This is a genomic window from Chryseobacterium sp. C3, from assembly GCF_014218905.1.
Lineage (GTDB): Bacteria > Bacteroidota > Bacteroidia > Flavobacteriales > Weeksellaceae > Chryseobacterium > Chryseobacterium mucoviscidosis.
On record NZ_JACLCU010000009.1, the window covers coordinates 79,019 to 104,085 of the forward strand.

The window sequence follows — 25,067 nt, forward strand, 5'->3', positions numbered from 1 at the left end:
TTTCGAGTATAATGCTTGATTTAATAATTAATTAAGATCCAAAATATCGATATACCGATACCTTGCTATGCGAGATTTTAAATGCTAGTGGATATCCAATTTCAAGAAGAACACTATGTAAATACCGTGAGGCTCATCTTAATTATCCCAAATATAACAAAAGACATTAAGGTTTAACGATACAAGTTTCTTGTGTTTTTAAATCTCCACAATTTCTAACAATTCATAATCTGTACGTTCATTCAATGTTTTAAATTTTGTCTTATAAACTCGTAAATGAATTCTACAATATTTGTTCAAAAATTTCTTATCATATTCGATCAATTGTTCTTCATCAAGATCATGACTTATTGATCCTGAAATTTGTTGCCCCTCATCATCAAGAATATCGAATCTATTAGAATCTAATAGCACTCCACGAAAAGTACCGGTAATAAAAATTTCATTGTCCTCTTTAAGTGCAAATGATACTCTACTAGCTGCCTTATCTATTTTTTCCTTTGATAATTCAATATGTACATTACCACTATCCATCTTTAAGATAGATCTTTCATTTGAAACCTCCTGTAAAAACCTTTTAAGATTATTTAGGTTTCTTTTTGGAGTTGTTTCGATTGTACTCTCAAATAATTGGTCACTCTCGGTAGTATTTGCAATCAGGGTAATAACATCTTTCATTGCATCAGAAGTGTCAACTATATCATACAAGTCTTCCTCATCAAAATCTAATCGTGATAGTTCAATCCCGAAAGATCCTTTTGGTAGGGCAGTTAGGAATAATTCGGCATTAGAACTTTTTCTTGCTCTCCCACGCCTTCCAACTTTTCCATATTTGTTAAATGCTAATTGGGTTTTTACTAAAGCTTCGAGTGGAGGCATTATCTTACTTAAAAAAGTTGATTTTATACCTTTTGAACCTAAAACAGCATCACCACTAAAGAGAAGTTGAAGAGATGGTTCAAATGATTCTAATGGAATCGATTTAAGTTCATCCTCTATCATCTCAATTCTTTCTTTAAGTCCTTCTGCCATTAATGGATGATCACCAACTTTTTCTAACAGTCGATTTAAATCTATTAGTTGCGTATTTAAATATTGAATTCTATTGTGTAAACTCATCAGAGTGACTTTAGGTAGTTTAATGCATTTTCATCATCCTTCAGGGTGTTTAAAGGAATTTTCAACATTCCCTTCCAAATTCCATTCCTCTTGTGAGTGAATAGCTGTAACCAATATCTTGTTTGGTCTATAGTAACGTCGGGATCAAAATTAAAGTCAATGGCATAATGATCTACTAAGAATTTCTCTCTTGCCATTTTAGGGCTGAAGAATTCTGGAAAAAACGTCTTTGCCATAAATTGATCATTCATTGTTAGTCCACCATAAAAGGTGACAACATCTAAGTCATTCGGATTCCTACCCTCAGATTCTTCAATATTCTCTAAAAAACTTCCATCTAACCATTGGAAACCCACTTTTATACCACTATTAACAGTCCTTTTTCGAAAATCCAAAAATTTTTGTAAAATCTCAATTCTTTCTTTTGATGTACTAAATTTTTGACATAATTCAAATGTTGTACACTCAAAAGGAGAAACATCACTTCTATTTGACGGATCTCCTAAGTGTGGTGGTATGACGTGATTGTGATCAAAATCAGGAATCGGCATAACTAATTTAAAGGTTATTTGTTTTATCAAATATACATATAATACATAAAATGGATAATAATGAGGAAAATATTTATGACATAATATAAGATTTATTCTTGTTACCACCAGTGTTACCACCAACATAATATCTAATGAGATATTATGTAACAAAAAGGATCATTAAAAACCCCTCTATATCATTGATATAAAGGGGTTTTAGTTGTTAAAAGGTGTCATAACCTTTCATTACGGTGGAGTTGGAGGGATTCGAACCGTCTCTTTAAACCTCTTTATTTATCAACATCTTTTAAAGCTGAGTCTCAGGCTACTCACCGAATTACTCACTTTGAAAATGTAGGTTTTTGATTCATTTTACAAATCAAAGATAGTAACTTCATTCGTATTTTAATGCATATATATTAAAGTTTTATGGAAGATTTGAAATATCTTCAAGCACTAATATGGTAAGTATCGTGAAAAAATCGAAAATTACAAAAGGGTTTTATTGTTATCTGTGGTTTGCCTAGTTTTCCCAATGAGAATTGTTAAATGTCTCTTTGGAATTAGTTCCGATTCATTTATATATAAAGTCTACTTAAAACAGTGCATCAAATACTATTTTTTCTATGTTATTACACATCTTCTAAGTTAAACAATTTTAAAGAGATATTATTAGAAATTACATTTATTTTTTTTGATCCACCTTTTCTTAATATATTTGTTTTAAATCTAAAATTAGAAAATTATAAGAGTAGCCTGAAAATACATATAAAAATATTGCGTTAAGCAGTTCATTTTCTTCGTTCAAATACTGGAAATATTATCACTAAAGAATTATGACTGTAAGATGCGCCCTCTCGGGGCGTGTTTTGCTCATTTCTTTAGTAGGCTATTCCAGTAGCCTGAACGGAGGGTGATGTCAATTCACGCTCTTTTTATTGTTAAGAAAAATATCCGTAAAAATACGGGAAGAAAAAGAGTGTAAATACCTATATGTATTTCTTCTAATTTTCTTAGAATTACAAATAATGAAAATAAAAGATTTTACGTCAAGTTTTGACGTTAATCTGATTTAGTTTTGTAAAGTAGAATATTGAGTGATCACTATTGGGTGATTTTAAAAAGACTTATTTTTGCAGTTATCACAATATACAATGAAAAATTTTTATTTAAAATCCTTTTTCCTCTGTTTAAGCTCCTTAGGATTCGCTCAGATTCCTAAGTTACCAACTATGGAAAATCCCAATCCCTCTACATTTCAGAATTATTCTGACCAGAGCTTTATAAATCCCAAAAGGAACAGTACAACTCCCGTAGTTCCCCAGAACTACAATAATAATATAAGAACTCCCCAAGCATATCAACAGGATGTAAAAAGGGCGCAGGAAGATATCAGGCGGTTTGAACAGGAACAGGCAGAAGCCGAAAGAGCTGTATTTTACAGCAGGGTAAAGGCGTTGGAAGATTCCGGATATAATCTGCCTTCCCTTTCAGGAAAGGCAGGAACAAATGCCTATTATGATGCCTTTGATAAACTTTCAGCTCTTGATTCTGAAAACTATTCAACAACTGAAGCTAATTTTATCGTAGAGAATGCTTTTTATGGTGGTAAACAAAATTTTAAGCAGTTTAAAGCCGGAATACAACAAACAGCAAAACAGGTACTTCAGAAAATGAGAACTGACAAGCTCGATACTGAAGACAACACCATGAAAAACATTGCCCTGTTTAAGCACTTTTCAAAAAATTACAAATATGATTTTGACGATTATTTCGGGGCGAAAGACTGGACTAAAATGTTTACTACAAAGCTCATGAAAACAGGAAAGGGGCAATGTCATTCAATGCCCTTGTTGTATCTGATGATCGCTGAGCAAATGGGCGCACAGGCTTCTCTCGCTACTGCTCCGAACCACACCTATATTAAATTTTTAGATAGTGAGGATCAGTGGCAGAACATCGAGCTGACGAACGGAATTTTCACAACTAATTCCATGATTTTGGAGTCCGGATATATCGGCTCGGAAGCCTTGCAGAATAACTTATACATGAACAGTCTGAGTAAAAAAGAACTCATGTCACAATTTTATGCTGATCTGGCGAACGGCTACATTCATAAATATGGAATGGATGAATTTGTAGGTAAAACATTGGATAAATCTTTGGAATACTCCCCAAATAATATGTACGCCAATTTGCTCAAATCTATGTACCAACAGGCAAGATTTAAGCACGTTACCGATAATTTAGGAATTAAAAACGCAGAAAATCCGGAAGAACTGCAAAACATCCGCTATTTTCCTAAAGCAGTTGAATTACTTCAGGAAACTAAAGCACAGTTTGACAGGATTGATAATTTAGGATTCAAATTCATGTCAAGCTCTGCCTATTCGGAATGGCTCGGCAATATGGGTAGGGAAGCCAATAGGCAACAGAGCGAGGAAATTGCGGAAAGAATAAAGCAGATGAATGCTGAAAAGCAGAGAAAAAAACAAGAGGAACTGAAAAAAGCACAGGAAGAAAAAAGACGGATTGAAGAGAAGAAAAAGAAAGAAGAGGAAGAAAGACGAAGACTATTTTATCTTAAAACATAATGAATTAATATCTATGAAAAATTTATTACCATTCACAATATTTATTTGGTTGCTCTGTTCCGGAACAGCCAAAGCTCAAAACAACCAGTTTTATAATGATGCCTACCAGACCATTGACAATATGCTCGAAAGCAGGCAAAAATACAGCTTTAAAGATGCTGTTTTCAGTGTGGAAGAAGCCTATTATCAGGGTAAACTCGATACTACGGCACTCAATAAGGAGATCAGATTTTTAAAGAACTTTGCACAGAGTATTTTAAAAGATAGAGATCTGGAATATAAAGAAGCAGATAAGGAAAAGGTAAGCAAATATTCTGCGGTCTATTCTATCATGTGCAGGACTATTCCAGTTGCTGTAAAAGATTCTGTTATTCAGTATAAGCCCTTTGAATATGATTTTACCGATGTTTTTGGGCATAATGACCTTCCTAACCTGTTTGTATCTAAATTACTGGCCACCAAAAAAGGCAATTGTAATTCTATGCCTTATCTGTACAAAATATTAGCGGAGGAATTAGGTGCAGATGCCAACCTTGCATTAGCTCCTAATCATGTCTATATAAAACATAATATTAAATCTGTCGGTTGGTTTAATACTGAGCTTACGAGTGGTATTTTTCCGGAAGACGGTTGGCTAATGGCCTCTGGGTATATTCATTTGGATGCCATTAAAAATGGGGTGTTTATGAAAGCTCTTAATAACAAGGAAAGCCTTGCCTTATGTCTTTTTGATCTCGCTCAGGCATATAACAGAAGTTATCCCGGGAACGATGGTGAATTTGTTTTAAAACTTTTAAACAGGTCAGTAGAAGTCTATCCCAATTTTGCAAAGGCTCTTATTTTAAGGGCTGAAACCCACAAAAAACAGTTTGAAAGTATTATGTTTAAACTGAACCTGAGCAAAGATGTACCGGAAAACATTAAAATAGCCCTGAAAGACCCGAAAGCAAAAGAACTCATGGAACTCATGAAAAAGGAAAATGGTCATATCTACGATATCGGTTACAGGCAGATGCCTGAAGAAATGTATCTGGAATGGCTTGTATCTCTAAAAACAGAGAGAAATAAATATGAGAATAAAAAATTATTAAATAACTTTAGCAAATAATCACAATCATGAAAAAATTATTTTACTTTATCTTTTTCCTGCTGATAGGATTTTCCCATGCTCAGGTAAAAAGCAAGACTACTCAAAAGCCAGAAAAGCCTTATATTAATCCTGTAAAGCTGACAAGAGAAGAAAGATCACGCCCTTATATGAGCGAAGTTCTGAAGTCCAGAGATTCACTTTCTCCACAGGAAGCCGAAAGAAGAAGAAAAAATATTGAACTGGCTAACCCTTTTAGAAAGTATGGTTTCTATCCTAAAATAGCTACGTTAAGCAAAGGAAAATATTTAGAGGTTCACGATATTGACAGTATCATCAATATTGGCTCTGTACGCTTCAACAGAAAAACAAGAGATATTGTTGAGTTCAGGGAAATAGATTTGAGTGATCCGGATGCTCAGCCTTATCTCGATACCGCAGGACGTTGGTTTTCGCCAGATCCTTTGAGTGAGGAGTTTTCAAACTGGACACCTTACAACTTTGCCTTTAACAATCCCACGCGGTTTGTTGATCCGGATGGGAGAGAAGCTAAAGACTGGGTAAGAACGGCTAATGCAATTTTTTATGACAGTCGTGTTACCAATCAAGCAGAAGCAGAAAAGGCTTATGGAAAAGGTGCTCAGCATATTGCTCCGGGAGGGGCTGGAAGTTCATATACAGCTTCAGACGGAAACCATTATCAGTTAGGAGATCACGGCTTTGTTTTGAAGAATGGAACACAGCTTTTAGGAGGTGTGGACTATGCTGATTATGCAGTAGATAATTCCGGAAAAACAATGAAGCAAGGGCTTACAGCGGCAGCAGGAGCAATTACAGTAGGAGGTGGTCCTGAAGATGTTCCTGCGGATGTTGTTGCGGCAGGGATATTATCTATCTACGCAACAGGGGCATTAATCCAGAAAATGGATTATGAAATGTCTAAAATAGAAGAAAAGCCGGATGGCCCTACTGGATGGCAATACTCATTACGTGCATCTGCATCTGGACAATATCCTATTTATTCTTCTGGCTTTTCCACTCCAACAGGCTCTACGTTTTTGAATAAAGGAGATGTCTGGAAATATGGGGAAACTACATCAACAGGTAGATATACCCAAGGAGAATTAAATCAAGCACGACTTATACAACGAAATGAGTTTAGTGGAACTCAAAGACAAATTAAAATGATGGAAAAAACTAAAATTTATAATTATTTCTTTCAAAATGGTACACTACCTCCGGGTAATAAAATTTTCAGATAAAATATTATGAAATTTGCAATAACACAAGAAGTAGACACAAGATCAGGAAAGAAAAGCGATATTATTCAACAAGTATCAAATGATTTAGAAAATTATCTAAAGGACAAAAATTATGGCTCCGATATCGAAACATTTCTTATCGGTTTTGTTGGAGTTAAAACAAAGCCCGGATATGAAGAATGGTATAAAGAAAGAAAGCCTAAATATACAGCTTATAAGGCTTCTAAAAACCGCATTACAGGGCTTCCTATGGAAATTATAAAAACTTTTAGTTATGATATTAAATTCGACTATGATCTATATGATGAATTTGTAGAGGCATCTGATGAAAATAGTAAAAAGATTTTAATATTAAAGATATTAGATTCGTTTAATCACTTAGACAAGTTCTCAAAGAAAATCAAGGATTTTGATGCTGAAAAATTCAAATCCGATATCGAAATTTTCTTTAAAAAAAATGAATTTATATAAAACAATTTGGCAATGATACTTAGAAAAAACTTTCCTTTAAAAGTTATTTTAATTCTGCTTCTTTCCTCAATAATTTATTCCTGCAATAAAAATGAAAACTCAGGAATGATAATTGAAAAACTTGAACAGTTAAGAAAAGCACCAAAGTTTAAACAAGAGGGGTTATATCCGGGTCTTGCAAATGAGCAACAAAGAGAAGCTCTATCCAAAAAATTAGATGAAGTCATTGACGAATTTAAAAAAGGAGCTAAAAATGGATATAACAATAACCAATATCAGGATTTAATGAGAAAAAATATTTCAAAATTTGATTCTTTTAATTTAGATACTGAAGACAGAGAATATATCTGTGGATTTTTTGAAAGAATAATGGATGTAATAGGATTAAAAAGTTCAGGTGGTATTCTTAATGAATGGCTCTATGGAAAACGTTTCTAAAATCATTTAACACAAAAGGAATGAAATCTGGTGCAGCAAAATCATCTTAAAATAATTATATAAATCCTTTACTGCTCAAATGGTATTACATGAGTGGAGAAGTGGAAACTAAAACTCTAAAATCATTCAAACACAGAATAAATTTATTAAAATGAAGAAATTATTATTTATTGGTGCTTTAATCCTGAGCATTTTATTTATATTAAGTGTTGCAATAAATCCTCAAAAGAACAAATTATCTAATTTTAAACTTGTTGTTTATGATATTGAAAACAGTACTGTCTCAATATCTTCATATTCAACGTTAGATAAAAACGGAATACTAAAAGTATGTTTGAAGAGATATCATGATACCGTTTTTTATAAATACCAACTCACTAAAGAAGAGATTGAAAAAGTAAATAAATTATCTTCCAGCAAATTGCAAAATTTCGTAGACAAAAAGCAGTTAGAAAATAACAGTTACTATGCAGGAAGCAGAAATTACATTAATTTCAAAGTTAAAAATAAGGATGAAAGACTGTGTTTTATTCAGCCTTTTATGAGTCCTGAATTTAGTGAAATTATGGATTTGCTGACTGAAAAAATATACAAACAAGACGAAATAGCAATAACATCAGGGTTTAAAATTGATTTTGAAGCAATAAAAAATGATATTCTAAAGCAAAATGAAATAGATAATTATCTGCCACAAAAACGATTACCTCCACCGCCAATGAGAAAATTTAATTAAAAAATGCAAAAAAACTATTATTAGCTACAATTTCAATAATACTTTTAAGTTGTTCAAATACTGAAAATAATAATTCTATGGGACTATTCGGAAAACTTTTTGGAAAATCACAATTAGACAAAAAAATATCCAGTCAACCAAATTTTAGCAATATTGAAAAAACTGCTGAAATGTTAGATGAAAATATTTTTTGGAATATAATTGATAATTCATTAAAAAATACCAATAATCAAAAAAATCAAGAGGCTTTTTTAATAAAGGAAATTCAGAAATTAACGCTTAAAGAAATTATTGGCTTTCGTTTAAGAACAGACAAATTGCTGTATGACACTTATAATTCAAAAATGTGGTGTGCAGGATATATTATGAATGGTGGATGTTCGGATGATGGATTTGAATATTTTAGAAATTGGGTTATTTCAAGAGGAAAAGATGTCTATTATAAAGCGAAAGAAAATCCAAACACCCTTATAAGTCAAAAAGAAAATGGTGAGGATGAAATGTTTGACTTTGAAAGTTTTTGGTATGTTGCATTAGAAGCATTTAATAAAAAGACAGGGAAAAGCTTATATGATTTTATTGACTATGAAAATTTTAAAACAACCGAAGGAAATTATCCTCAGTTTGAATTTGATTGGAAAGAAGAAAACCCTGAAAGTATGAAAAAACTTTGTCCTCAATTATTTGAACACTTTTGGAATTAAAAATATTACTTGAGTATAAAGTATGCCATATTACATAAGAATATTAGGTACATCAGACCATAAAATTCATCTTGATGAAATTATTAGTCTATTGAATGATCATGGCTTATCCGCTAAATTTAGTATTTATAAAAATGAGACTCCTGATAATTGGACTGTTATTGATGTGTCGAATTTGAATGACGATTATCTAATGCAAATTGAGCGTAATACAACTAATGAAGGGGTTGGCAAAGAAGAGATTGAAGAATTTAGAGACGAGATTTTAGAATATAAGCCAGTTTCTGCCTCTAAATGGCTCTACAAATATTTAGACAAAGTAAAAGTTATTTATGCTTTTCAGCTTCTTAATGCATCAATGAAAGAAGAAAATTTTTCTATTGTTGAAACTATCAAATCTGTTATTTGGAGTAAAGTTGGCGGGATTTTTCAGGCAGATAATGAAGGATTTTCAAATGAGAATGGTTATCATATTCTTTGGCAATTCTCAGACTATGTCACAGGAGAATGGAATATGGCACTTAAAAACTTTTTTGGAGGATGGACGAATTTTACAATGGATTTAGGCGATGAAATACAGAGAAAAGAATTTTTAGAAGGTAAAGTCCCAAAAAATGCAAAAAAACTATGACCAATAATCCATATTTGACTTTTAAAAATGATGAACTGGCAAAATCAAAAATTTTAGCCAAAGAGCTAAATATTTCAGAAACTGATTTTATTAATATACAATTTTGGTTTGACTTATTACTATTGAAGCATGAAGAAGCAACGAGCAACCATGAAGAGCAATTAATAACTGAAAAAGAATTAGAAGCCAAATTTAACGAGCTTATTTCATCAGAAATCGAAAGGAAAAGTTATAAATATATTCTTCCAAAATTATTGAATTACAATAATGAATTCAACGGTGCTTTTTTAAGATCACTTTATGTTGCAAGGTTGGGATTTTTACTTAGAGAGAATTTGATACCCAAACTTGTTAATGATAAGAAATTAGTTTATTCACCAGAAGATTTTTTCAATGTTACCATTTATCTCCGGGATAATTATTTTGTTTCTCCCAATAGCAACTTTTTAGAAGATATACTAAAAATAGAAAATGTTCGTGGTATTTTCAAACAGGCTACTACCAAAGTTAAGTTTGAAACTTTGAAAAATATATTACACATTATATATCAGAAAACCTATCATCATGATATTATCTGTTTTAAAAAGATTTTAAAATCAGTATCAGAAACAGATTCCGAATTAATTTCCTATCTGAAGAACTTTCAAGTAGAAAATAAACAAGGTTGCTATAAGATTATTAATGATATTTTGAATTTGGATTTTTTAAAAGATAATTGGAATGACTTTAAGATAAAAATTCAGTTAATTAATTTTTTAGATACTGCCAGAGGTGCTAATCCTAATTCCAGTTGGAATAATAAATTTCAAGAACTATCTGCAATTATTGATAACAAAATGCTTTTACAAATTGTACATACCGTTTTAAAAAATGAAAACTGTAAAATCTATGCATTTGATTATGGAGTGCAATGGTGTGACGATACAGCAAAACGATTTTTAAAATCCGCACAGTGGATAAAAGACATTTTGGAATGAAAAATAGTGGAAAAATAAAAGAAACAAAAGAGTATACATACCATTTATATAAAGCTAAAAATACACTTTGGTATTTTAACCATTTGATAAATAATGAGTTTTCAGGATATAAGTCTGTAAAGTTTAAAAACTCTGAAAATGTCTATGTATGGTTAGAAAATGTAAAAATTGAAGAAAATTATTATTTAGGCAACTTAGCAGAAAACGGTAATTCTCAAAAAATCCTGATAAATGATGTTATTGATTGGATGATTATTGAGAATGGAAGGTTAATCGGTGGCTATACTATACGGCATTATAGAGATACTCTTGATGATGAAGCAAAACTAAACTTTGATATTGATTTTGGAGTAAAAATTGATGCTGGTAATGATTTTTTCAAGCCGGATTTGACTACACCCGAAGGTGCTATAATTAAAATTGAAAATTATTACTCAGATAACGATTTAAAAGGTGTCATTTCTTGTAAAGATTTTGAAATGGAAGCTGAAAATTTACTGGAGGAAAGAGGCGCAATTATTACCGAAGAGACAAAAAGTAAAATATCAGAAGTATTAAAATCATCTTTAGTCGAAACTTTTCAATCAAACGAATTTCCAAATTTCGAAAATATAGAAAGGTGTTTTGCTCTTGTAGAAGAAAAACAGAATCAGCGATTAATTGAAGAAAAAGTTATCTATCAAAACGGAAATTTTACATTCAATAAATTATGGGTATGGCGATCTAAAAACGGAGATTGGAAAGTATTAAATCTTTTTGAATGATGAATAAAGACTATTTAGAAAAACAACTAAAAATTTGCATGAAATATTCTCAAATATCAGATTTGGTTGAATTAGATACGCTAATTGCATTGGGCAGAAATTTTAATCCCAATATTCAAATAAATGGATTAAGACATCCTCGAACAGAAACATTAAATGGTTGGTATATTTGGTCAGGAGAATACTCAGAAGCATTTGATTTTTTTCAGCCTTCACACGCATATCATTTATTGGAAAATGCTTCTTTTGTTATTTCATATTTAGGACTTCCAGCAGGAAATCGATTTCTGATAGATAATAAAGGCTATGAAGATGTATGGTTCGATGAGAAATTATTAAATGTATAATGACTGAGTATCATGTTATTTTTGAAGTTCTAAAAATTGAACATGAATTAGAACAAGGCTCTACAATACGAATAGGAGAAAGATTCGTAGGGCTTTATTATCCTGATAATAAAGAAATTCATTTTACCGATGATAACGGCCAAGAGTGGATTTTTTACGATGGCGATACATGCAGTATTATCAGCAAGATTTAGCTGACCTTTAAGAAAGGGTATTGAAAAAGGCGATTTATATTCATCCAAAATCAACTGAACACTGGTCAATTTTAATAGATTGTACAATTTTATATTTTAGAAGAATTAGAGAGCAATTTGCTCTCTAATTCTTTTATCATTATTCCCATAAAATGCTTGCAGTCTATTAACAAATAGCAAAATGGTTGAAATGTAATTATGGAATTTACTAACTTTTTTTAAGCATTTCTTCTCTGAATTTACTAACATCTCTTTCCGAAAGCTTATCATAAATTTCAGCAAAATCAATCATTTTATAACCCATTGACTCAATAATAAGAACAATAGTTGCCATCGTTGACCTTTTCTTTCCGCTAAAAGCACCATTTACTGTAGCTTTGGTCAGTTCTGAATTAGAGTTTGCAGCTATTTTATCATAACTATTGACTATGTCCACACTACCATTCGATTTCGCTGAGGAACTCTTATTGTTACTTAGCATTTTACGCAAAGTAATTGCAGTTTTTATAATTATAATTTTTTCACTTTCTTTAATCATAAATGCAATTAAGCACATAATGAAAAATATTTTGGTATAGTTTTGTATACCAAAATATTTTTTCTTATCTTTGTGAAAGAAGTTACTTAATTGTAATTTTGCGAAACTTCAAAAAATATTAGAAGCTATTCGCTTAGAATCTTGTATCAGAAAACTGGCACTTTTCATTTTACCACAAGACAATAAGCAGATTGCTCACGTTCTAAGCGTGGGCTCTCTTATTCGTGGTAAAGGGTATGCCAGTACCTCTGATACGGTAGGTAGAGTTCCACGCTGTTTTTTCAATGATGTCCGCCTTCTCTACATTTCTCTAAGCTGCTTTTACTATAAAGATTAGATAGGATACAATGGCAGCGCATCCATTGGAGCTTTACAGTTCACACTCGAGGTTAATTTCATTCATATTAATTCTTTATGATGTGTTTAGGTTGGAGGTTTTGTAATCTCCCAAAACCTTCTCCTAGACAATATTTAAAAACACAATGAAACCATAAAAGACCATCAAATGAAAATAAGCAGCACCTATTATAATGATACTTAGTTATCTTTTTGTTACAGAACAATAAGAAATAAAAAAGCCCTTTCCTTTAAAGTTTGCAGACCGTAGAGAAAGAGCTGTCGTTTAACGAATTAAACTTTTCAAATTTATGAAAAAATCCTATACCAGCATAGGGCACGTTTCATGTGTCGTTATGCTGACGGTAGCAGGCGTCTCTTTTCATGCACAGATACAGAGCAATTCTGATACTATTTCCCGAAAGAATACCCCTGAAGCTTCCGTACTCAGGGAAAAGACCGATACCTTATCCCCTTTAAATAAACCTCTTTCGGAAAAAGTAAGCAGCATTGAAGAAGTAGTGCTAAATGCAGGATATTATAAGGTCAAAGATAAAGAACGCACCGGAAGCATAGCCAAAGTTTCAGCTAAGGATATCGAAAACCAGCCTGTCACCAATGTGCTATCCGCTGCTCAGGGAAGAATGTCAGGAGTAAGCATTACCCAGAATACCGGAACCCCGGGAGGCGGATTCGATATCCAGATCAGGGGAAAGAACAGTATCCGCCGTGAAGGGAATGAACCCTTATATATTATCGACGGAGTTCCTCAGGCTTCCGAGACCCCTTCGCTGTATTCCACTAAAATCCTTCCGTGGTCCTCTATCAATCCCCTGAATGCCATCAATCCGAATGATATTGAGAGCTTTGAGATTTTAAAAGATGCTGATGCAACAGCCATTTACGGATCAAGAGGAGCCAACGGGGTGATCATTGTAACCACTAAAAGAGGAAAGAAAGGACGATCTGAGCTCAAGCTTAATACCTCGTATTCCTTAAGCAGGATTACTAGGCCTATGGAAATGATGAACACGGAGCAGTACATCAGTATGCGTCGTCAGGCATTCCAGAATGATAATGTAGCCTATCCTGCTACCATGTATGACATCAATGGAACCTGGGATCAATCCCGACACACCGACTGGCAGAAAGAACTGATCGGAAGCATGGCAGATGCCTACAGCGTTCAGTTGTCCATGAGTGGCGGCTCTGAAAACTTTTCTTACCAAATCAGTTACGGCCATAATGAGCAGACTACTGTTTTGCCAGCTGATTTTAAATATAAAACCAATAATATTAATGCCAATTTCAGCTATCTTACTCCAGACAGAAAACTGGAATTTAACCTGGTGAACACCTTCTCTTTTCAGCAAAACAATGTGCAGAATGATGATCTTACGCTAAAGAGCATTATGCTGAGTCCCAATGCTCCGGCACTCTATACCTCAGATGGGAGCATCAACTGGGAGAACGGAACCTTTAACAATCCGGTGGCTTCGCTTTTGAGTGAGTATTCCAATAAGACCGCCTTTTTTAATAACGGGCTGAATGTGTCTTATAAGCTGTTTCCTTTTCTTTCTCTAAAAATGAACGCCGGAATTAGCTATCAGAATTTCGAAGAACGATCGATAAAGCCTCATACGATCAATAATCCTTCTTTCGGACAGACCAGCATGAATTCCACTTCTTCCCGGAATAACCAGGTGAACTTTTCCTATATCCTCGAACCCCAGCTGGTGGGAGCCTACAAAACCGGAAATCACCAGTTTGAATTTTTATTGGGAGCAACCCTGCAAAAAACACAATCGGAACAGGGAGCTATCCAGGGAAAAGGCTTTGAGAGCAATGCTTTGATTGATAATATTGGAGCCGCCAGCGTAAAAACCATCTCCGACCAGGTTCGCAGCCAGTATAACTATACAGCCGTTTTTGCCCGCTTTAACTACCAGCTGAAAAAAAGATATATTGTGAATCTTACCGGAAGGCGTGACGGTTCCAGCCGTTTTGGAGCTAATAACCGTTTCGGAAACTTCGGAGCCGTAGGCGCGGCGTGGCTTTTCTCAGAAGAGCCATTTCTGAAAGATGTAAAATGGCTGAGTCTGGGTAAGCTTCGGGGAAGCATCGGAACCACGGGGAACGATAAAATAGGAGATTACCAGTATCTCAATACCTATATCATTTCATCGGGTATTTATAACGGGCAGACCGGTTTAAATCCGGCCCGTTTGTATAACCCTGATTTCAGCTGGGAAAAGACCCTGAAAAAAGAATTGGCACTGGAATTAGGACTCTGGAACGGACGCTTTAATTTCTCAGGAGCTTATTATGAAAATACTTCTTCCAATCAGCTGGTGGGAATTCCGCTTCCAGCCACCACGGGCTTTCCTTCAGTACAGTCTAATCTTCCGGCAAAGATCAGGAATACAGGTTGGGAATTAGATACCTCGGTTCAGGTTTTGAGAAAAGGAAAGTTCAGATATGACACCTCTTTTAACCTAAGCATTCCCAATAATACGCTTGTAGAATTTCCAAACCTCGAAGGCTCTACCTATTCCAATCAGTATGTGATCGGATATCCTACCACCATTGCCAGGGTGTACCAGTATGAAGGCATAGACCCTGCCACCGGACTCTATAAGTTTAAGGATTTTAATGGTGACGGAAAGATTACCTCCCCCGATGATAATAAGGCAGTGGAAAAGCTGGGTGTCCGGTTTTTCGGAGGATGGTCGAATAATTTCAGGTGGGGAAACTGGTCAGCTTCTTTCCTGTGGCAGTTTGTAAAACAGAGAAACTGGAATTACAACCGCCAGATGCTTCTGCCCGGAGCACTCAGCAATCAGCCCGTAGAAGTACTGGATGCATGGTCACCATCTAACCCAGGAGGCAGCTATATGGAATATTCAGCAGGATACAACCCCCAGAAGCTTTCCCTGCACGGGTTCTTTCAGAACTCAACAGCGGCAATAAGTGATGCTTCCTATATCAGGCTTAAGAATGTACAGCTGAACTACCGCATTCCCATGCAAAAGATGGGCATCAAAGAAGCTATGATCTATGTGCAAGGACAAAACCTTATGACCATCACCAATTATTTTGGAATGGACCCCGAGTTTTACCTCGTAGGCTACCTTCCGCCGCTAAAGACCTATTCATTAGGATTCCAGGTGACTTTTTAACAATTAACATTAATGATTTGAAATCATTAACGATTGAGATGATTGATGATTTTATATGTAATAACTTTTAGCAACTAACAATGAAAAATATTATAAACTCTATAATAGCACTTCTTTTGATGCTTTATGCTGCTTTAAGCGCAGTATCGTGTGAGAAATTTATAGAAACAGATTTTCCGAACAACCAACTGGCCACAGAGCAGGTATTTGAAGATGAGAAAACCGCAGATGCGGCACTCGCAGGATTGTACTCCGGACTATGGACCGGTTCCGTGATCAGCGGCACCACAGATGGCTCCGGTGCTTTACTGGGAAATTATACCGATGATATTACATGCGTTTTTACCAGTGCCGGAAACGGAATCCTGGATATCTACCATAACCAGCCGCTGGCGACCAATGCTACCGTGAGCCAGGTATGGACGACGGCTTATCAGCAGGTGTATATGGCCAACAGTATCATAGAAGGGGTAGAAAAATCCCAAAGCCTTTCTTTAGCAGCAAAAAGCAGAATAAAGGGCGAAGCAATGCTCATCCGATGCCTTATCTATTATTACCTGTACCAAATGTACGGGGAGATTCCATATACTACTACGACAGATTATGTATATAATTCGACCTTAAGCAGAATGCCTAAGACTGAATTTCTGCCAAGGCTGGATGCCGATATTTTGGAAGCGGTGAACTTTCTGCCTTCAGCATACCGGAATGCAGAAAGGATTTATGTCAACAAAGCAGCAGGCTTGGTTTTACAGGCTAAATTGAAAATGATGCTGGGAAAATGGCAGGAAACAGAAGCCTTATGCCAAACGGTCATCCAGAATACTGACTATGTTTTTCAAAATGACCTTTCCAAAGTATTTCAGAAAGCAGGAAAGCATATTATCTGGCAGCTGAAACCTAAGAACAATACTGACCCGACAAGCGAAGCTGTACTTTATAATTTTGTGGGCGCACCTACCTCATTTATTTTGAATCCGGATCTAATCGCTTCCTTTTCTTCGGCTGACCTCAGAAGACAAAACTATTTCACACCAGTGATATTTGGTTCCCAGATCAATTACAAACAGACCAAATATAAGGTGACTACCGCTACTAATACGACAGAGTATTCTATCATTTACAGACTGGAAGATGTGTACCTGATGCTGGCGGAAGCTTTAACCATGCAGAACAAAACAGCCCAGGCAGTTCCTTTTATCAATCAGACAAGACAAAGGGCGGGGCTAACACCTCTCAATACCTCTATTTCACAGGCCCAAGCGATGGAAGAAATAAAAAATGAAAGAAGAAAAGAATTTTTTGCAGAACACGGAAGCCGGTTTATTGACCTTAAAAGATGGGGACAATTGGACCTTTTACAAACGGTAAAGCCTAACTGGAAACTGGCCAATCAATATCTGCCACTCCCGCAGAAAGAAATGCTTTTGAATAGTCACTTAACACCACAAAATGATGGATATTAAAGCGTCACATATTGATTATATCACTTTCAAATCTTTCCTAAGGCGAAGTTTCTATGTAGTAGTATGGATATTTCTTCTCATTATTATGCCACAAAACCTTTCAGCCCAGCGGTATGAGCATCTGGAAAAGCTGGTTAAGGATACCGAAGAAATGAAATTTCCCGAAGCTTCTGATAACGGCAAATGGCTGGCATGGTATATTTTCACTTCTGACGGGACAAAGAAAATGATGCTGCAAAGCACAGTGGATAAAGACAATAGACAAAAAAGAAAAGATATTGATTTTATCATGTTTGTGGGGAATCACCTTGTGATACAGGCAAAAGATACCCTAGAATACCTTAATCCCGAAACAGGAAAATCCCTTTTTTTTTATCATGTCAAAAAATGCATCTACAATAAACAGCAGAATACTCTTATGGTACTGTATACCGAAAAAGAAGGAAACAGGCTGGAAGTTTATGATGATGATACGAACCTTAGGCAAACCATTTCCGGTATTCAGCATATCTATTCCGAAGGTGAAGAGACCATCGCTAAAAAGAAAACAGGTGATCTGAATGAAGCTTTGATTTTGAATAAAGGGATCTTTGAAGGGATCTTTTCGACCCGTGATGAACTGAGCAATGTTCTGCCTTCCGGCATGAAACAGAAAGGCTTCCTAATTCAGACCGGAAAGAAAGGAAAAACCAAATTATGCAATATTTCTCAGGATAAAAAACAATATATATTTGACGGAAGTGGGTACGCCGACTATGATCAGATGACCTTAAATCCTTCGCGTTCTGATAATAGTATTGTCCTTAAATTAGGAAAGAAAATCCCGCCTTCAAAAGGAATGGTTGATATCTGGTACGGAACGGACTTCGACCTTAAAAAGCATGCAAAGGCGATCACAGAATTTATCCGGGTGGACTGGGAGCCGGTAAGCGGTAAGCAAGTCCTGATGACCCGCCCCGGATATTTCGGGGAGACTGCTATCGGCAATTCACGCTACCTGATGTATGAAACCGACAAACAGCAAGTCGACAAAATGGATAAAGCAGGAGGGAATAGCTTTGACAGGCTGTATTTGTGGAATGCGGTAACCGGTACCTATACCCTGATTACGGATCTACGGAAACAGATGGTCATCTCACCATCCGGTAAGTATTTGTTAATCCAGAGGGAAAACAACTGGCAGCTGTACAATACGCTAACCCTGGTGATGGAAGATGTAAAGGTTTCTGCTGCTATGATTCCTTATTTTACTTCTGAGAAAGAAGTTCTGTGGGTAGGAGGAAACAGGATCTTGGAATATAATCTGGCCACTCAGAGAATGAAAGAAATGTTTACCGCCAATGATGATTCAGAAATCGAGATGGTGGATTTTACAAGAACCAGTACGGAATTAGGATACGGTAGAGACTTCAGGACAGCAGATATCAAAAAGAGCTTGCTGGTAAAAATCACGAATCCGAAGAATAGCCATACCAGCTATGCCAGTTTAAAAAACAGGAAGCTGCATATCATCCAAAAGCCGACTCTTGATGAGATCACGGAATTTAAAAAGATGAATCAGGGTGAAAATTATTACTGGATTGAAGAAAACTACAATAAGCGCCCTAGACTCGTGGTAAAGAAAGGAAAAGAAGACGCAAAGGTTATGTATGTTTCAGATCAGAATAATCAAAAATTTGAACAGGCAGAGCTGATTAAAATTTCTTACAAAGGCTCGGATGGAGAAACCATAAGCGGTACTTTGTATATGCCGCTTGGTTATGACCGCTCAAAAAAATACCCAGTAGTGCTCCATGTATATGAGAAGCAAGATTATATGACCAAAAGATTTCTGCGGCCTTCCTTCTCGAATCCGACCGGACTGAACATTCCATTATTGATGGAGGAAGGCTTTGCCGTAATGCTTGCTGATATCTCACAATCCGACAAAGGAGCAGGAATTTCAGCACTGGAAAGCATTAATAATGCCTTAGACGAATTACAGAAAATCAGGAATGTGGATATGACAAAGATCGGGCTCATGGGGCAGTCTTTTGGCGGTTATGAAACTAACTTTATTGCCGGACATTCGAACCGTTTTGCAGCCTATGTCTCTGGATCAGCAGTTTCGGATGTGGTAAGAACCTACTATGCGTATAATTATCATTTTAATGCTCCCGACTATTACAGATATGAAGGCCGTCAGTACTGGTTCAAAGCCACGGTGGCGGAAAATCCGGAAAAATACATCAAAAATAATCCGATCATGTCTGTTCAGAATGTCAGTGCACCCATGCTGTTGTGGACGGGGACTGATGACGGAAATGTTAGCCCTGAAGGAACTAAGTCGATGTTTATTGCCTTAAGGAAATACCGCAAGCCTGTTATTGCCTTGTTTTATGATAAAGAAGGCCACAGTTTAAGCAAGGCTGAAGCTCAGAAAGACCTGACCCTTAAAATTCTGGATTGGTTTAATTATCATTTGAAGAATAAAAAAAATATCCCCTGGATACAGAAATACACAAAGGGTGCTCAATAAAGCGCACCCTTCTTTTAGTAGTTGGTAATAACTAACAGTTAAGGAATTCTGAATAATTCAGTTTCGCAACTGGATTCATACAGGTCATGGACACCAGAAGCGTCACTTACTGTACAGACAATACCAGTATTATCTGTCGTACAAAGCTGACTTGTCATGACACAAGGCTGTTCCGGATTTTCGAGATCAATTTTCCATCCAGGAATATCAGCTTTTTTAGTCTCTGATGCTACATTGGTAGCATACGCACTGCCTGCTCCGATTAACAGGATAGCCAATGGCAATGCGATTTTTCTCATTTTTTTCATTGTTATAAATTTATTATTGGTGCCTACTCTTTGTACAGGTTTTCGGCTTCCCCTGAAATGAAATGTTGAGTGATGTTTTGCGCAAAACGATATCTGATCAGTTCATTTTCTATCATTACATACAATTGGTTTCCCTGTATAGTAAATTGTACACGTTGCTCCTTATTTCTGTTGGGAATACTGATACTGCCAAGGTATTTCTGCTCTTGAATAGAATAAAGATCAAGTATAATTGCTTTATTACCCCTGTCTTTTTCCAGCTTTCCTTTGCGGTCCGACTCCACAAACAAAACCCCTTTATAGGCAATTGACCTTTTGTTAACCACCAAAGGATTGTTAAGTTTTCTGCTGCCATCGGCTAAGTGGGAAAGGCCTAGCCGTGGAATGCTGACGGTATCAATAGTCCTGAATACATGTTTTGATTTAATATTTCGATCAGTAACTACAAACATGTTTTTATAATGGTAAACATAAACAACCTTACCTGTAAAAGGATCATAATTTAATTGTCCATCGGGCTCAAAAAAACCTTCTTTATGCTTTTCCAAAAGCTGTGGATTAAACCTTACAGAATCCTTGCTCCCTTTACTGATAATCCCCAGACTCTGAATCTGCTTTTTGCGGTGGAAAGCACCTATGAGAAAGTGATTATAATCAATTCGTTCGATTTTCCTGAAATAAGTTTTTCCAATATTTTGTTCAGTGAGCTTATTGCTCCCGGTTGTTCCTTCAAAAATGATCGGGATTGTTCCGTCATACAATGTGATAAGACTGTCTGTAACTTCAAGCAGGGGAGACCTGAAATTAATGTCTGTGCGGCCGAGTTGCAGATTTCTTCGTTCCATTCCCGTAAAATTGGTAATCTTTGTGAGTGAGAACGGCGCTGTGTAATTCCCAAGATATAGGGTGTCGCCTGAAAAGCCGGCAAAATAATAGGAGTTCAGTTTTAAATCATAAGTCCCATTTTTAAGGATAGGATGCTGTAAAAATCTTCTTTGAAAACCATTATCTTTCTTAAGAATATATTCTGACTTTTGATACATGATGAGCATTCCGGTAATACAGAGCCCTGCTGTGATCAGAAGGCTGAAGAAGAGCTTCCCCTGTTTTTTGTGGTTTACATAGGTGTCTATACTAAGAGCAACTATGACAACCACAACGCATATTATGTTAAAAATGAGATGTGTTTGCCAATCCATTTTTTCAAGAATCCCACCGCAGGAACAGGGAATAAACTCACTATAATTGAGGATAAGATAAATATAGATACTAAAGAGAACCATCAGTATGTAGGAACTGTACAATCCAATAAATCTCGTTTTATCAAATATCAAAAAGAAACAGACCAATAGTTCAAGGAAAAGTATTCCATAGGTAATTATTATAGCATAAGCACTTAACAATGGAGACTGGGCAATCTGCACCTGAAAATTTTCAAAATCAAATATTTTGCTGATGGCTGCGTAGCAAAACAACAGGATAAAAAAATAAGCAATCCATATCGGAAATTGTGTTAGTTTCTTTTTCATAATAAGATTTTAACAATGGTATAATAATATCCAGAGTACTTTTACGCCACAATAGGTAGGCATAGCAGATTTTTCATTTACCGGGATGGTAGTAGTAAGAGGTCCTATGGTTTTCCATATTCCACTAACGGGACAGGCCATTCCCGATTCAATGATGAGTTGCACCTGAGTCTCCATGTTGGTTCAAAATTTGGTTACTTACTGGTTTTCCAGTTGTCCCGGTCCTTTGGCGGATCTTTTTCACTGGTTTCCAATTCATTTTCAAGTTGAGTACTGTCTGCTTTTAAGACCATTCTTTCAGTCGTAAGAACAGGCATCTCCGGATAAGGAATCTGCGGAAGGCTTTCTTCACGACAGGATAAAATAACAAATGAAAGTAAAATTCCTGCAACAATATGCAGTATTAATATTTTGGTTTTCATGATTTTGGGATTAAATAATTAACAATCCCGGCCGGTAGTTTTTTAGAATTCTGAAAGCGAATTTAGAGCATGAATTTTTCGAAAAAAAAGGGTGATGGATTCGATTTATAAATTTTCAGGATCCGATTTATAAATCGGATCCTCGTTTATTAATGAGTTAATTGATTGTAAGTCAGATAGTTTTATTGTATTCGTAATGCATGATTCCTAAAGTGTAGAAATAATTTTTTGCTTGATTCATTTTGCTTAATTTTGAATCATATTTATAATATAATTAACATTATTCTGTTAAATTATTTTTATTTTGAAAATAATATTCTGTTTTTGTGTTTTATTTTGCTTTTTGGTTAATGGTCAGAGATATTCTGATTACAGGGTACGTTATGATAATTTTGAAGAAAACGATGAACGTGCTCTTGAGTTTGTCAATATCTATATTAAAGAGGCGAAAGCATTTAAAAATTATAAGGAACTGACCCAGGCATATCGGGACGCCGTGAGCTTTTCGAGAAATAAAAAAATAGAATATGCAGATAGTGCTGTATGGGCTGCTTCCCAAACAAATGACCCCGATCTTATCGGAAATTCCTATCTAACAAAAGGAAGTGTTTACTACTTTACCTACAGAAAATATCAGAAGGCTCTTGATCAGTATCTGCAGGCTTGGCAATATTTAGACAAAAGTAAAGATCCCTATTTGTATCATAAGAATATGTACCATATAGGAGTTGTCAAAAGTTATCTAGGATATTATGAAGAAGCCTTTACACTTTTTTCAAAGTGCCGATCTTATTATAGAGATACAAGCGTTCCCACAGATTTTCCCAATCTTCGATACAATATGAAGAAGGGATATTTGAACAGCCTTCATCAGATGGGTATCTGTCTGTTTTATCAATCAAAAATAAATGAGGTTTCCGATCTTATTAATGAAGGATTGGAGGCTTCGGCCGAGGATAAAAATTTTTATATAGAAAGAAGCTATTTTTATAAGCTGAGTGGGATTCTAGACTACCTAAGAGAAAATGACCGAGAGGCATTGTCGAATTTTAATATTGCTTTGGCAGGCATTGAAAAGAAAAGTGATTTTACCAATGCATCGCTGATCTATTTTTTAAAAGGTAAAATTCTATTAAGAAATCACAATGAAAATGAAGGTATTAATTATTTAGAAAAAGTAGATAGTATATTTCTGGGACGAAATTTTGCACATCCTTCAGTAAGGGAAGCGTTTGAGCTGCTTATCACACATTACAAAGATAAAAATGATAACAAGAAAGAATTGTATTATACCAAACAATTACTGCGGTTTGACCGGATGATGCATAATGATTTTAAATACCTTTCAGGAAAAATCATTAAAGAATATGATACCAATGACTTGCTTACATCCAAAAAAAGACTGGAATCTTCAGCTTTTTATGGATATGTTATTGCAGGAATTTCTTTCGGTGCTTTGCTCGTAATATCCGCAAGGTATTATAAGGTAAGAAAAGGTGCTAAAAAGTACCAAATTGTTAACGACCCGATTTTAGAAAAAGAAGTCCATGAAGACACAGTTTCAATAAAACATTCCAAGTTGCCTGAGAATCTGACAAACGAAATATTGGAAAAGCTCGAAATTATGGAGCGAAACAAATTTTATTTAGAAAAAAGGCTTACTCAAAATCAGCTCGCGAAAAGGCTGAAAACGAATACTGCTTATTTATCGGCGGTTATAAATGAATATAAAGGAGCTAATTTTAATACGTACATCAATAGGTTACGGATCGACTATGCTAAAGAAATGCTAAGAACCAATGTGCAATGGAGGAAGTATTCCATTGATACGATAGCCGATGAATGCGGATTTTCCACAAGACCCAAATTTTCTACATTTTTTATTGAATTAACAGCTTTAACGCCTTCAGAATATATTCAAAAAATCAATGATGAGTTTGGTGATTCATAATTTTATTGGGTTTCATGCTGTGTAATTTATCATTAAACATTTGTTATAATTCTTTAAAATTCATACTTATTATTTAAAATATGCATGCCAATTCGTTTTTTAAAAAGTGTAAGCGATTAGAGACTAGTTTAGGGAAAAAGCTTGAACAGATTAGTTTTGATCAAAAAAATAATCCTATTGATTTATATGAGAGATCATTGATGGAAATTGATTCTGTAATAAGAATCATTAAACAGGAGGTAAGCTTATATCAGTTTTCAACGGTTGCCGACGAAGTTTATTTCTTCAAGGACATCAAGCCCGTTTTCATCTCGCAGTTTATTTATTTTTCAAAGCTTTTATCAATTGAGGCGGCCAAACCAAATGCAGGAGAATTAAGCCTGAAAGAATATTTTGAATGCGAATTGGAAGTGTTGAAAAATTTTTATGAAAACCACATCGATTTTTATGAGTACTATAGACGTAGAGCCACCTATCTTGATCAAAAATATTTCGTCCGGAATCAGTTTGATCTGAAAACGAAAATAGAAGCCGGTCTTTATGATTATGATGAAAAATTTGCCACCTCACATGACCACCTTATTTCCCAAATTATGGCTAATGACCGATTGGAAAAATATCTTTTGAAATCCATTGCAGAAATTAATGTGTATGTATACGAAAAGATAACCGATAAATCCCCGCTGCAATGGTCTGCGTCAAAATCTGCTTTGGTGGAACTTCTATATGCGCTCCACAATACCCGTTCATTTAATGGTGGCAATATTGAGTTTAGTGAGATTATTAAATTTACTGAAAAGTCACTCAATATTAACCTGGGAAACTTTTATAAGACACTTCATGAGATAAAAAGCAGAAAAACCAACCCTACTAAATTCCTTCAGCTGCTTAGTGATCATTTGAATCAATCATTCCAAGATGGTGATCAATAGCCATTTTTCCCTGTTTGTACACAATAAATCATAT

24 protein-coding genes and 1 pseudogene are annotated in these 25,067 nt (G+C 35.1%); 18 read left to right on the forward strand and 7 right to left on the reverse strand.

Annotation, left to right across the window (positions count from 1 at the left end):
• Positions 1 to 50: 50 nt before the first annotated feature.
• Positions 51 to 170 (forward strand): annotated as a pseudogene (locus tag H6W53_RS21735) (hypothetical protein); the annotation flags it as partial.
• Between the two features lie 28 nt (positions 171 to 198).
• Here H6W53_RS21735 and H6W53_RS18525 read toward each other — a convergent pair.
• Entirely contained in the window at positions 199 to 1,119 is a 921-nt protein-coding gene (locus H6W53_RS18525; RefSeq protein ID WP_185208937.1) for a hypothetical protein, read from the reverse strand.
• Positions 1,119 to 1,670 (reverse strand): DUF6932 family protein, encoded by a 552-nt coding sequence (locus H6W53_RS18530; protein WP_185208939.1) that lies wholly within the window; start codon positions 1,668 to 1,670, stop codon positions 1,119 to 1,121. Before H6W53_RS18530 ends, H6W53_RS18525 begins: the two co-directional genes overlap by 1 nt.
• A 1,214-nt stretch (positions 1,671 to 2,884) precedes the next feature.
• Here H6W53_RS18530 and H6W53_RS18535 point away from each other — a divergent pair.
• The 12 genes from H6W53_RS18535 to H6W53_RS18590 all read left to right on the forward strand — a co-directional run bounded on the left by H6W53_RS18535 (position 2,885) and on the right by H6W53_RS18590 (position 11,854).
• Positions 2,885 to 4,246, forward strand: coding sequence for a hypothetical protein (locus H6W53_RS18535; protein WP_138143213.1), 1,362 nt, complete (start codon positions 2,885 to 2,887; stop codon positions 4,244 to 4,246).
• A 13-nt stretch (positions 4,247 to 4,259) separates the two neighbouring features.
• Positions 4,260 to 5,354 carry a hypothetical protein gene (locus H6W53_RS18540; RefSeq protein WP_185208941.1) on the forward strand — a complete coding sequence of 365 codons (1,095 nt, stop codon included), beginning with the start codon at positions 4,260 to 4,262 and terminating at the stop codon, positions 5,352 to 5,354.
• Positions 5,355 to 5,362: 8 nt separating this feature from the next.
• Complete coding sequence (locus tag H6W53_RS18545) at positions 5,363 to 6,595, forward strand: hypothetical protein (RefSeq protein ID WP_098972275.1); 1,233 nt, start codon at positions 5,363 to 5,365, stop codon at positions 6,593 to 6,595.
• Positions 6,596 to 6,601: 6 nt separating this feature from the next.
• On the forward strand, positions 6,602 to 7,066 hold the full coding sequence (locus H6W53_RS18550) for a hypothetical protein (RefSeq protein ID WP_098972274.1): 465 nt from the start codon (positions 6,602 to 6,604) through the stop codon (positions 7,064 to 7,066).
• Between the two features lie 12 nt (positions 7,067 to 7,078).
• Positions 7,079 to 7,504 (forward strand): DUF4844 domain-containing protein, encoded by a 426-nt coding sequence (locus H6W53_RS18555; RefSeq protein WP_098972272.1) that lies wholly within the window; start codon positions 7,079 to 7,081, stop codon positions 7,502 to 7,504.
• A gap of 151 nt (positions 7,505 to 7,655) precedes the next feature.
• Positions 7,656 to 8,237, forward strand: a complete 582-nt coding sequence (locus H6W53_RS18560; RefSeq protein WP_098972270.1) for a hypothetical protein — start codon at positions 7,656 to 7,658, stop codon at positions 8,235 to 8,237.
• A gap of 77 nt (positions 8,238 to 8,314) precedes the next feature.
• On the forward strand, positions 8,315 to 8,941 hold the full coding sequence (locus H6W53_RS18565; RefSeq protein ID WP_098972268.1) for a DUF4240 domain-containing protein: 627 nt from the start codon (positions 8,315 to 8,317) through the stop codon (positions 8,939 to 8,941).
• 22 nt (positions 8,942 to 8,963) lie between these two features.
• On the forward strand, positions 8,964 to 9,572 hold the full coding sequence (locus H6W53_RS18570; RefSeq protein ID WP_098972266.1) for a hypothetical protein: 609 nt from the start codon (positions 8,964 to 8,966) through the stop codon (positions 9,570 to 9,572).
• On the forward strand, positions 9,569 to 10,549 hold the full coding sequence (locus H6W53_RS18575) for a hypothetical protein (RefSeq protein ID WP_098972265.1): 981 nt from the start codon (positions 9,569 to 9,571) through the stop codon (positions 10,547 to 10,549). The genes H6W53_RS18570 and H6W53_RS18575 overlap by 4 nt, the downstream gene beginning before the upstream one ends.
• On the forward strand, positions 10,546 to 11,313 hold the full coding sequence (locus tag H6W53_RS18580; protein ID WP_098972263.1) for a DUF2314 domain-containing protein: 768 nt from the start codon (positions 10,546 to 10,548) through the stop codon (positions 11,311 to 11,313). The genes H6W53_RS18575 and H6W53_RS18580 overlap by 4 nt, the downstream gene beginning before the upstream one ends.
• Positions 11,310 to 11,660, forward strand: coding sequence for a hypothetical protein (locus H6W53_RS18585; protein ID WP_098972261.1), 351 nt, complete (start codon positions 11,310 to 11,312; stop codon positions 11,658 to 11,660). Before H6W53_RS18580 ends, H6W53_RS18585 begins: the two co-directional genes overlap by 4 nt.
• Positions 11,660 to 11,854, forward strand: a complete 195-nt coding sequence (locus H6W53_RS18590; RefSeq protein ID WP_098972260.1) for a hypothetical protein — start codon at positions 11,660 to 11,662, stop codon at positions 11,852 to 11,854. The genes H6W53_RS18585 and H6W53_RS18590 overlap by 1 nt, the downstream gene beginning before the upstream one ends.
• Before the next feature lie 208 nt (positions 11,855 to 12,062).
• Here H6W53_RS18590 and H6W53_RS18595 read toward each other — a convergent pair whose 3' ends face one another.
• Positions 12,063 to 12,392, reverse strand: coding sequence for a hypothetical protein (locus tag H6W53_RS18595; protein ID WP_098972258.1), 330 nt, complete (start codon positions 12,390 to 12,392; stop codon positions 12,063 to 12,065).
• 647 nt (positions 12,393 to 13,039) lie between these two features.
• On the opposite strand from H6W53_RS18595, the gene H6W53_RS18600 reads away from it, so the two are divergent.
• The 3 genes from H6W53_RS18600 (at position 13,040) to H6W53_RS18610 (ending at position 19,891) form a co-directional block, all read left to right on the forward strand.
• Complete coding sequence (locus H6W53_RS18600) at positions 13,040 to 15,907, forward strand: SusC/RagA family TonB-linked outer membrane protein (RefSeq protein WP_098972256.1); 2,868 nt, start codon at positions 13,040 to 13,042, stop codon at positions 15,905 to 15,907.
• A gap of 80 nt (positions 15,908 to 15,987) precedes the next feature.
• Positions 15,988 to 17,373, forward strand: coding sequence for a RagB/SusD family nutrient uptake outer membrane protein (locus H6W53_RS18605; protein ID WP_098972254.1), 1,386 nt, complete (start codon positions 15,988 to 15,990; stop codon positions 17,371 to 17,373).
• Positions 17,360 to 19,891: an alpha/beta hydrolase family protein gene (locus tag H6W53_RS18610; protein ID WP_098972252.1), complete on the forward strand. Its 2,532-nt coding sequence runs from the start codon at positions 17,360 to 17,362 to the stop codon at positions 19,889 to 19,891. The genes H6W53_RS18605 and H6W53_RS18610 overlap by 14 nt, the downstream gene beginning before the upstream one ends.
• Positions 19,892 to 19,929: 38 nt before the next feature.
• Here the strand turns inward: H6W53_RS18610 and H6W53_RS18615 are convergent, their stop codons facing one another.
• The 4 genes from H6W53_RS18615 to H6W53_RS18630 are packed head-to-tail and all read right to left on the reverse strand — an operon-like array spanning position 19,930 to position 22,150.
• Positions 19,930 to 20,190 (reverse strand): DUF6520 family protein, encoded by a 261-nt coding sequence (locus H6W53_RS18615; protein WP_128572504.1) that lies wholly within the window; start codon positions 20,188 to 20,190, stop codon positions 19,930 to 19,932.
• Between the two features lie 32 nt (positions 20,191 to 20,222).
• Complete coding sequence (locus tag H6W53_RS18620; protein WP_098972250.1) at positions 20,223 to 21,728, reverse strand: MauE/DoxX family redox-associated membrane protein; 1,506 nt, start codon at positions 21,726 to 21,728, stop codon at positions 20,223 to 20,225.
• A gap of 9 nt (positions 21,729 to 21,737) precedes the next feature.
• Complete coding sequence (locus H6W53_RS18625) at positions 21,738 to 21,905, reverse strand: hypothetical protein (RefSeq protein ID WP_172957637.1); 168 nt, start codon at positions 21,903 to 21,905, stop codon at positions 21,738 to 21,740.
• A 17-nt stretch (positions 21,906 to 21,922) separates the two neighbouring features.
• Positions 21,923 to 22,150 (reverse strand): hypothetical protein, encoded by a 228-nt coding sequence (locus H6W53_RS18630; RefSeq protein WP_098972248.1) that lies wholly within the window; start codon positions 22,148 to 22,150, stop codon positions 21,923 to 21,925.
• A 304-nt stretch (positions 22,151 to 22,454) separates the two neighbouring features.
• Between H6W53_RS18630 and H6W53_RS18635 the strand changes: the two genes are divergently transcribed.
• Together H6W53_RS18635 and H6W53_RS18640 are read left to right on the forward strand one after the other, a co-directional pair.
• Positions 22,455 to 24,101: a helix-turn-helix domain-containing protein gene (locus tag H6W53_RS18635; protein ID WP_123840828.1), complete on the forward strand. Its 1,647-nt coding sequence runs from the start codon at positions 22,455 to 22,457 to the stop codon at positions 24,099 to 24,101.
• Between the two features lie 200 nt (positions 24,102 to 24,301).
• Entirely contained in the window at positions 24,302 to 25,033 is a 732-nt protein-coding gene (locus H6W53_RS18640) for an RteC domain-containing protein (protein ID WP_228426248.1), read from the forward strand.
• Positions 25,034 to 25,067 lie beyond the last annotated feature (34 nt).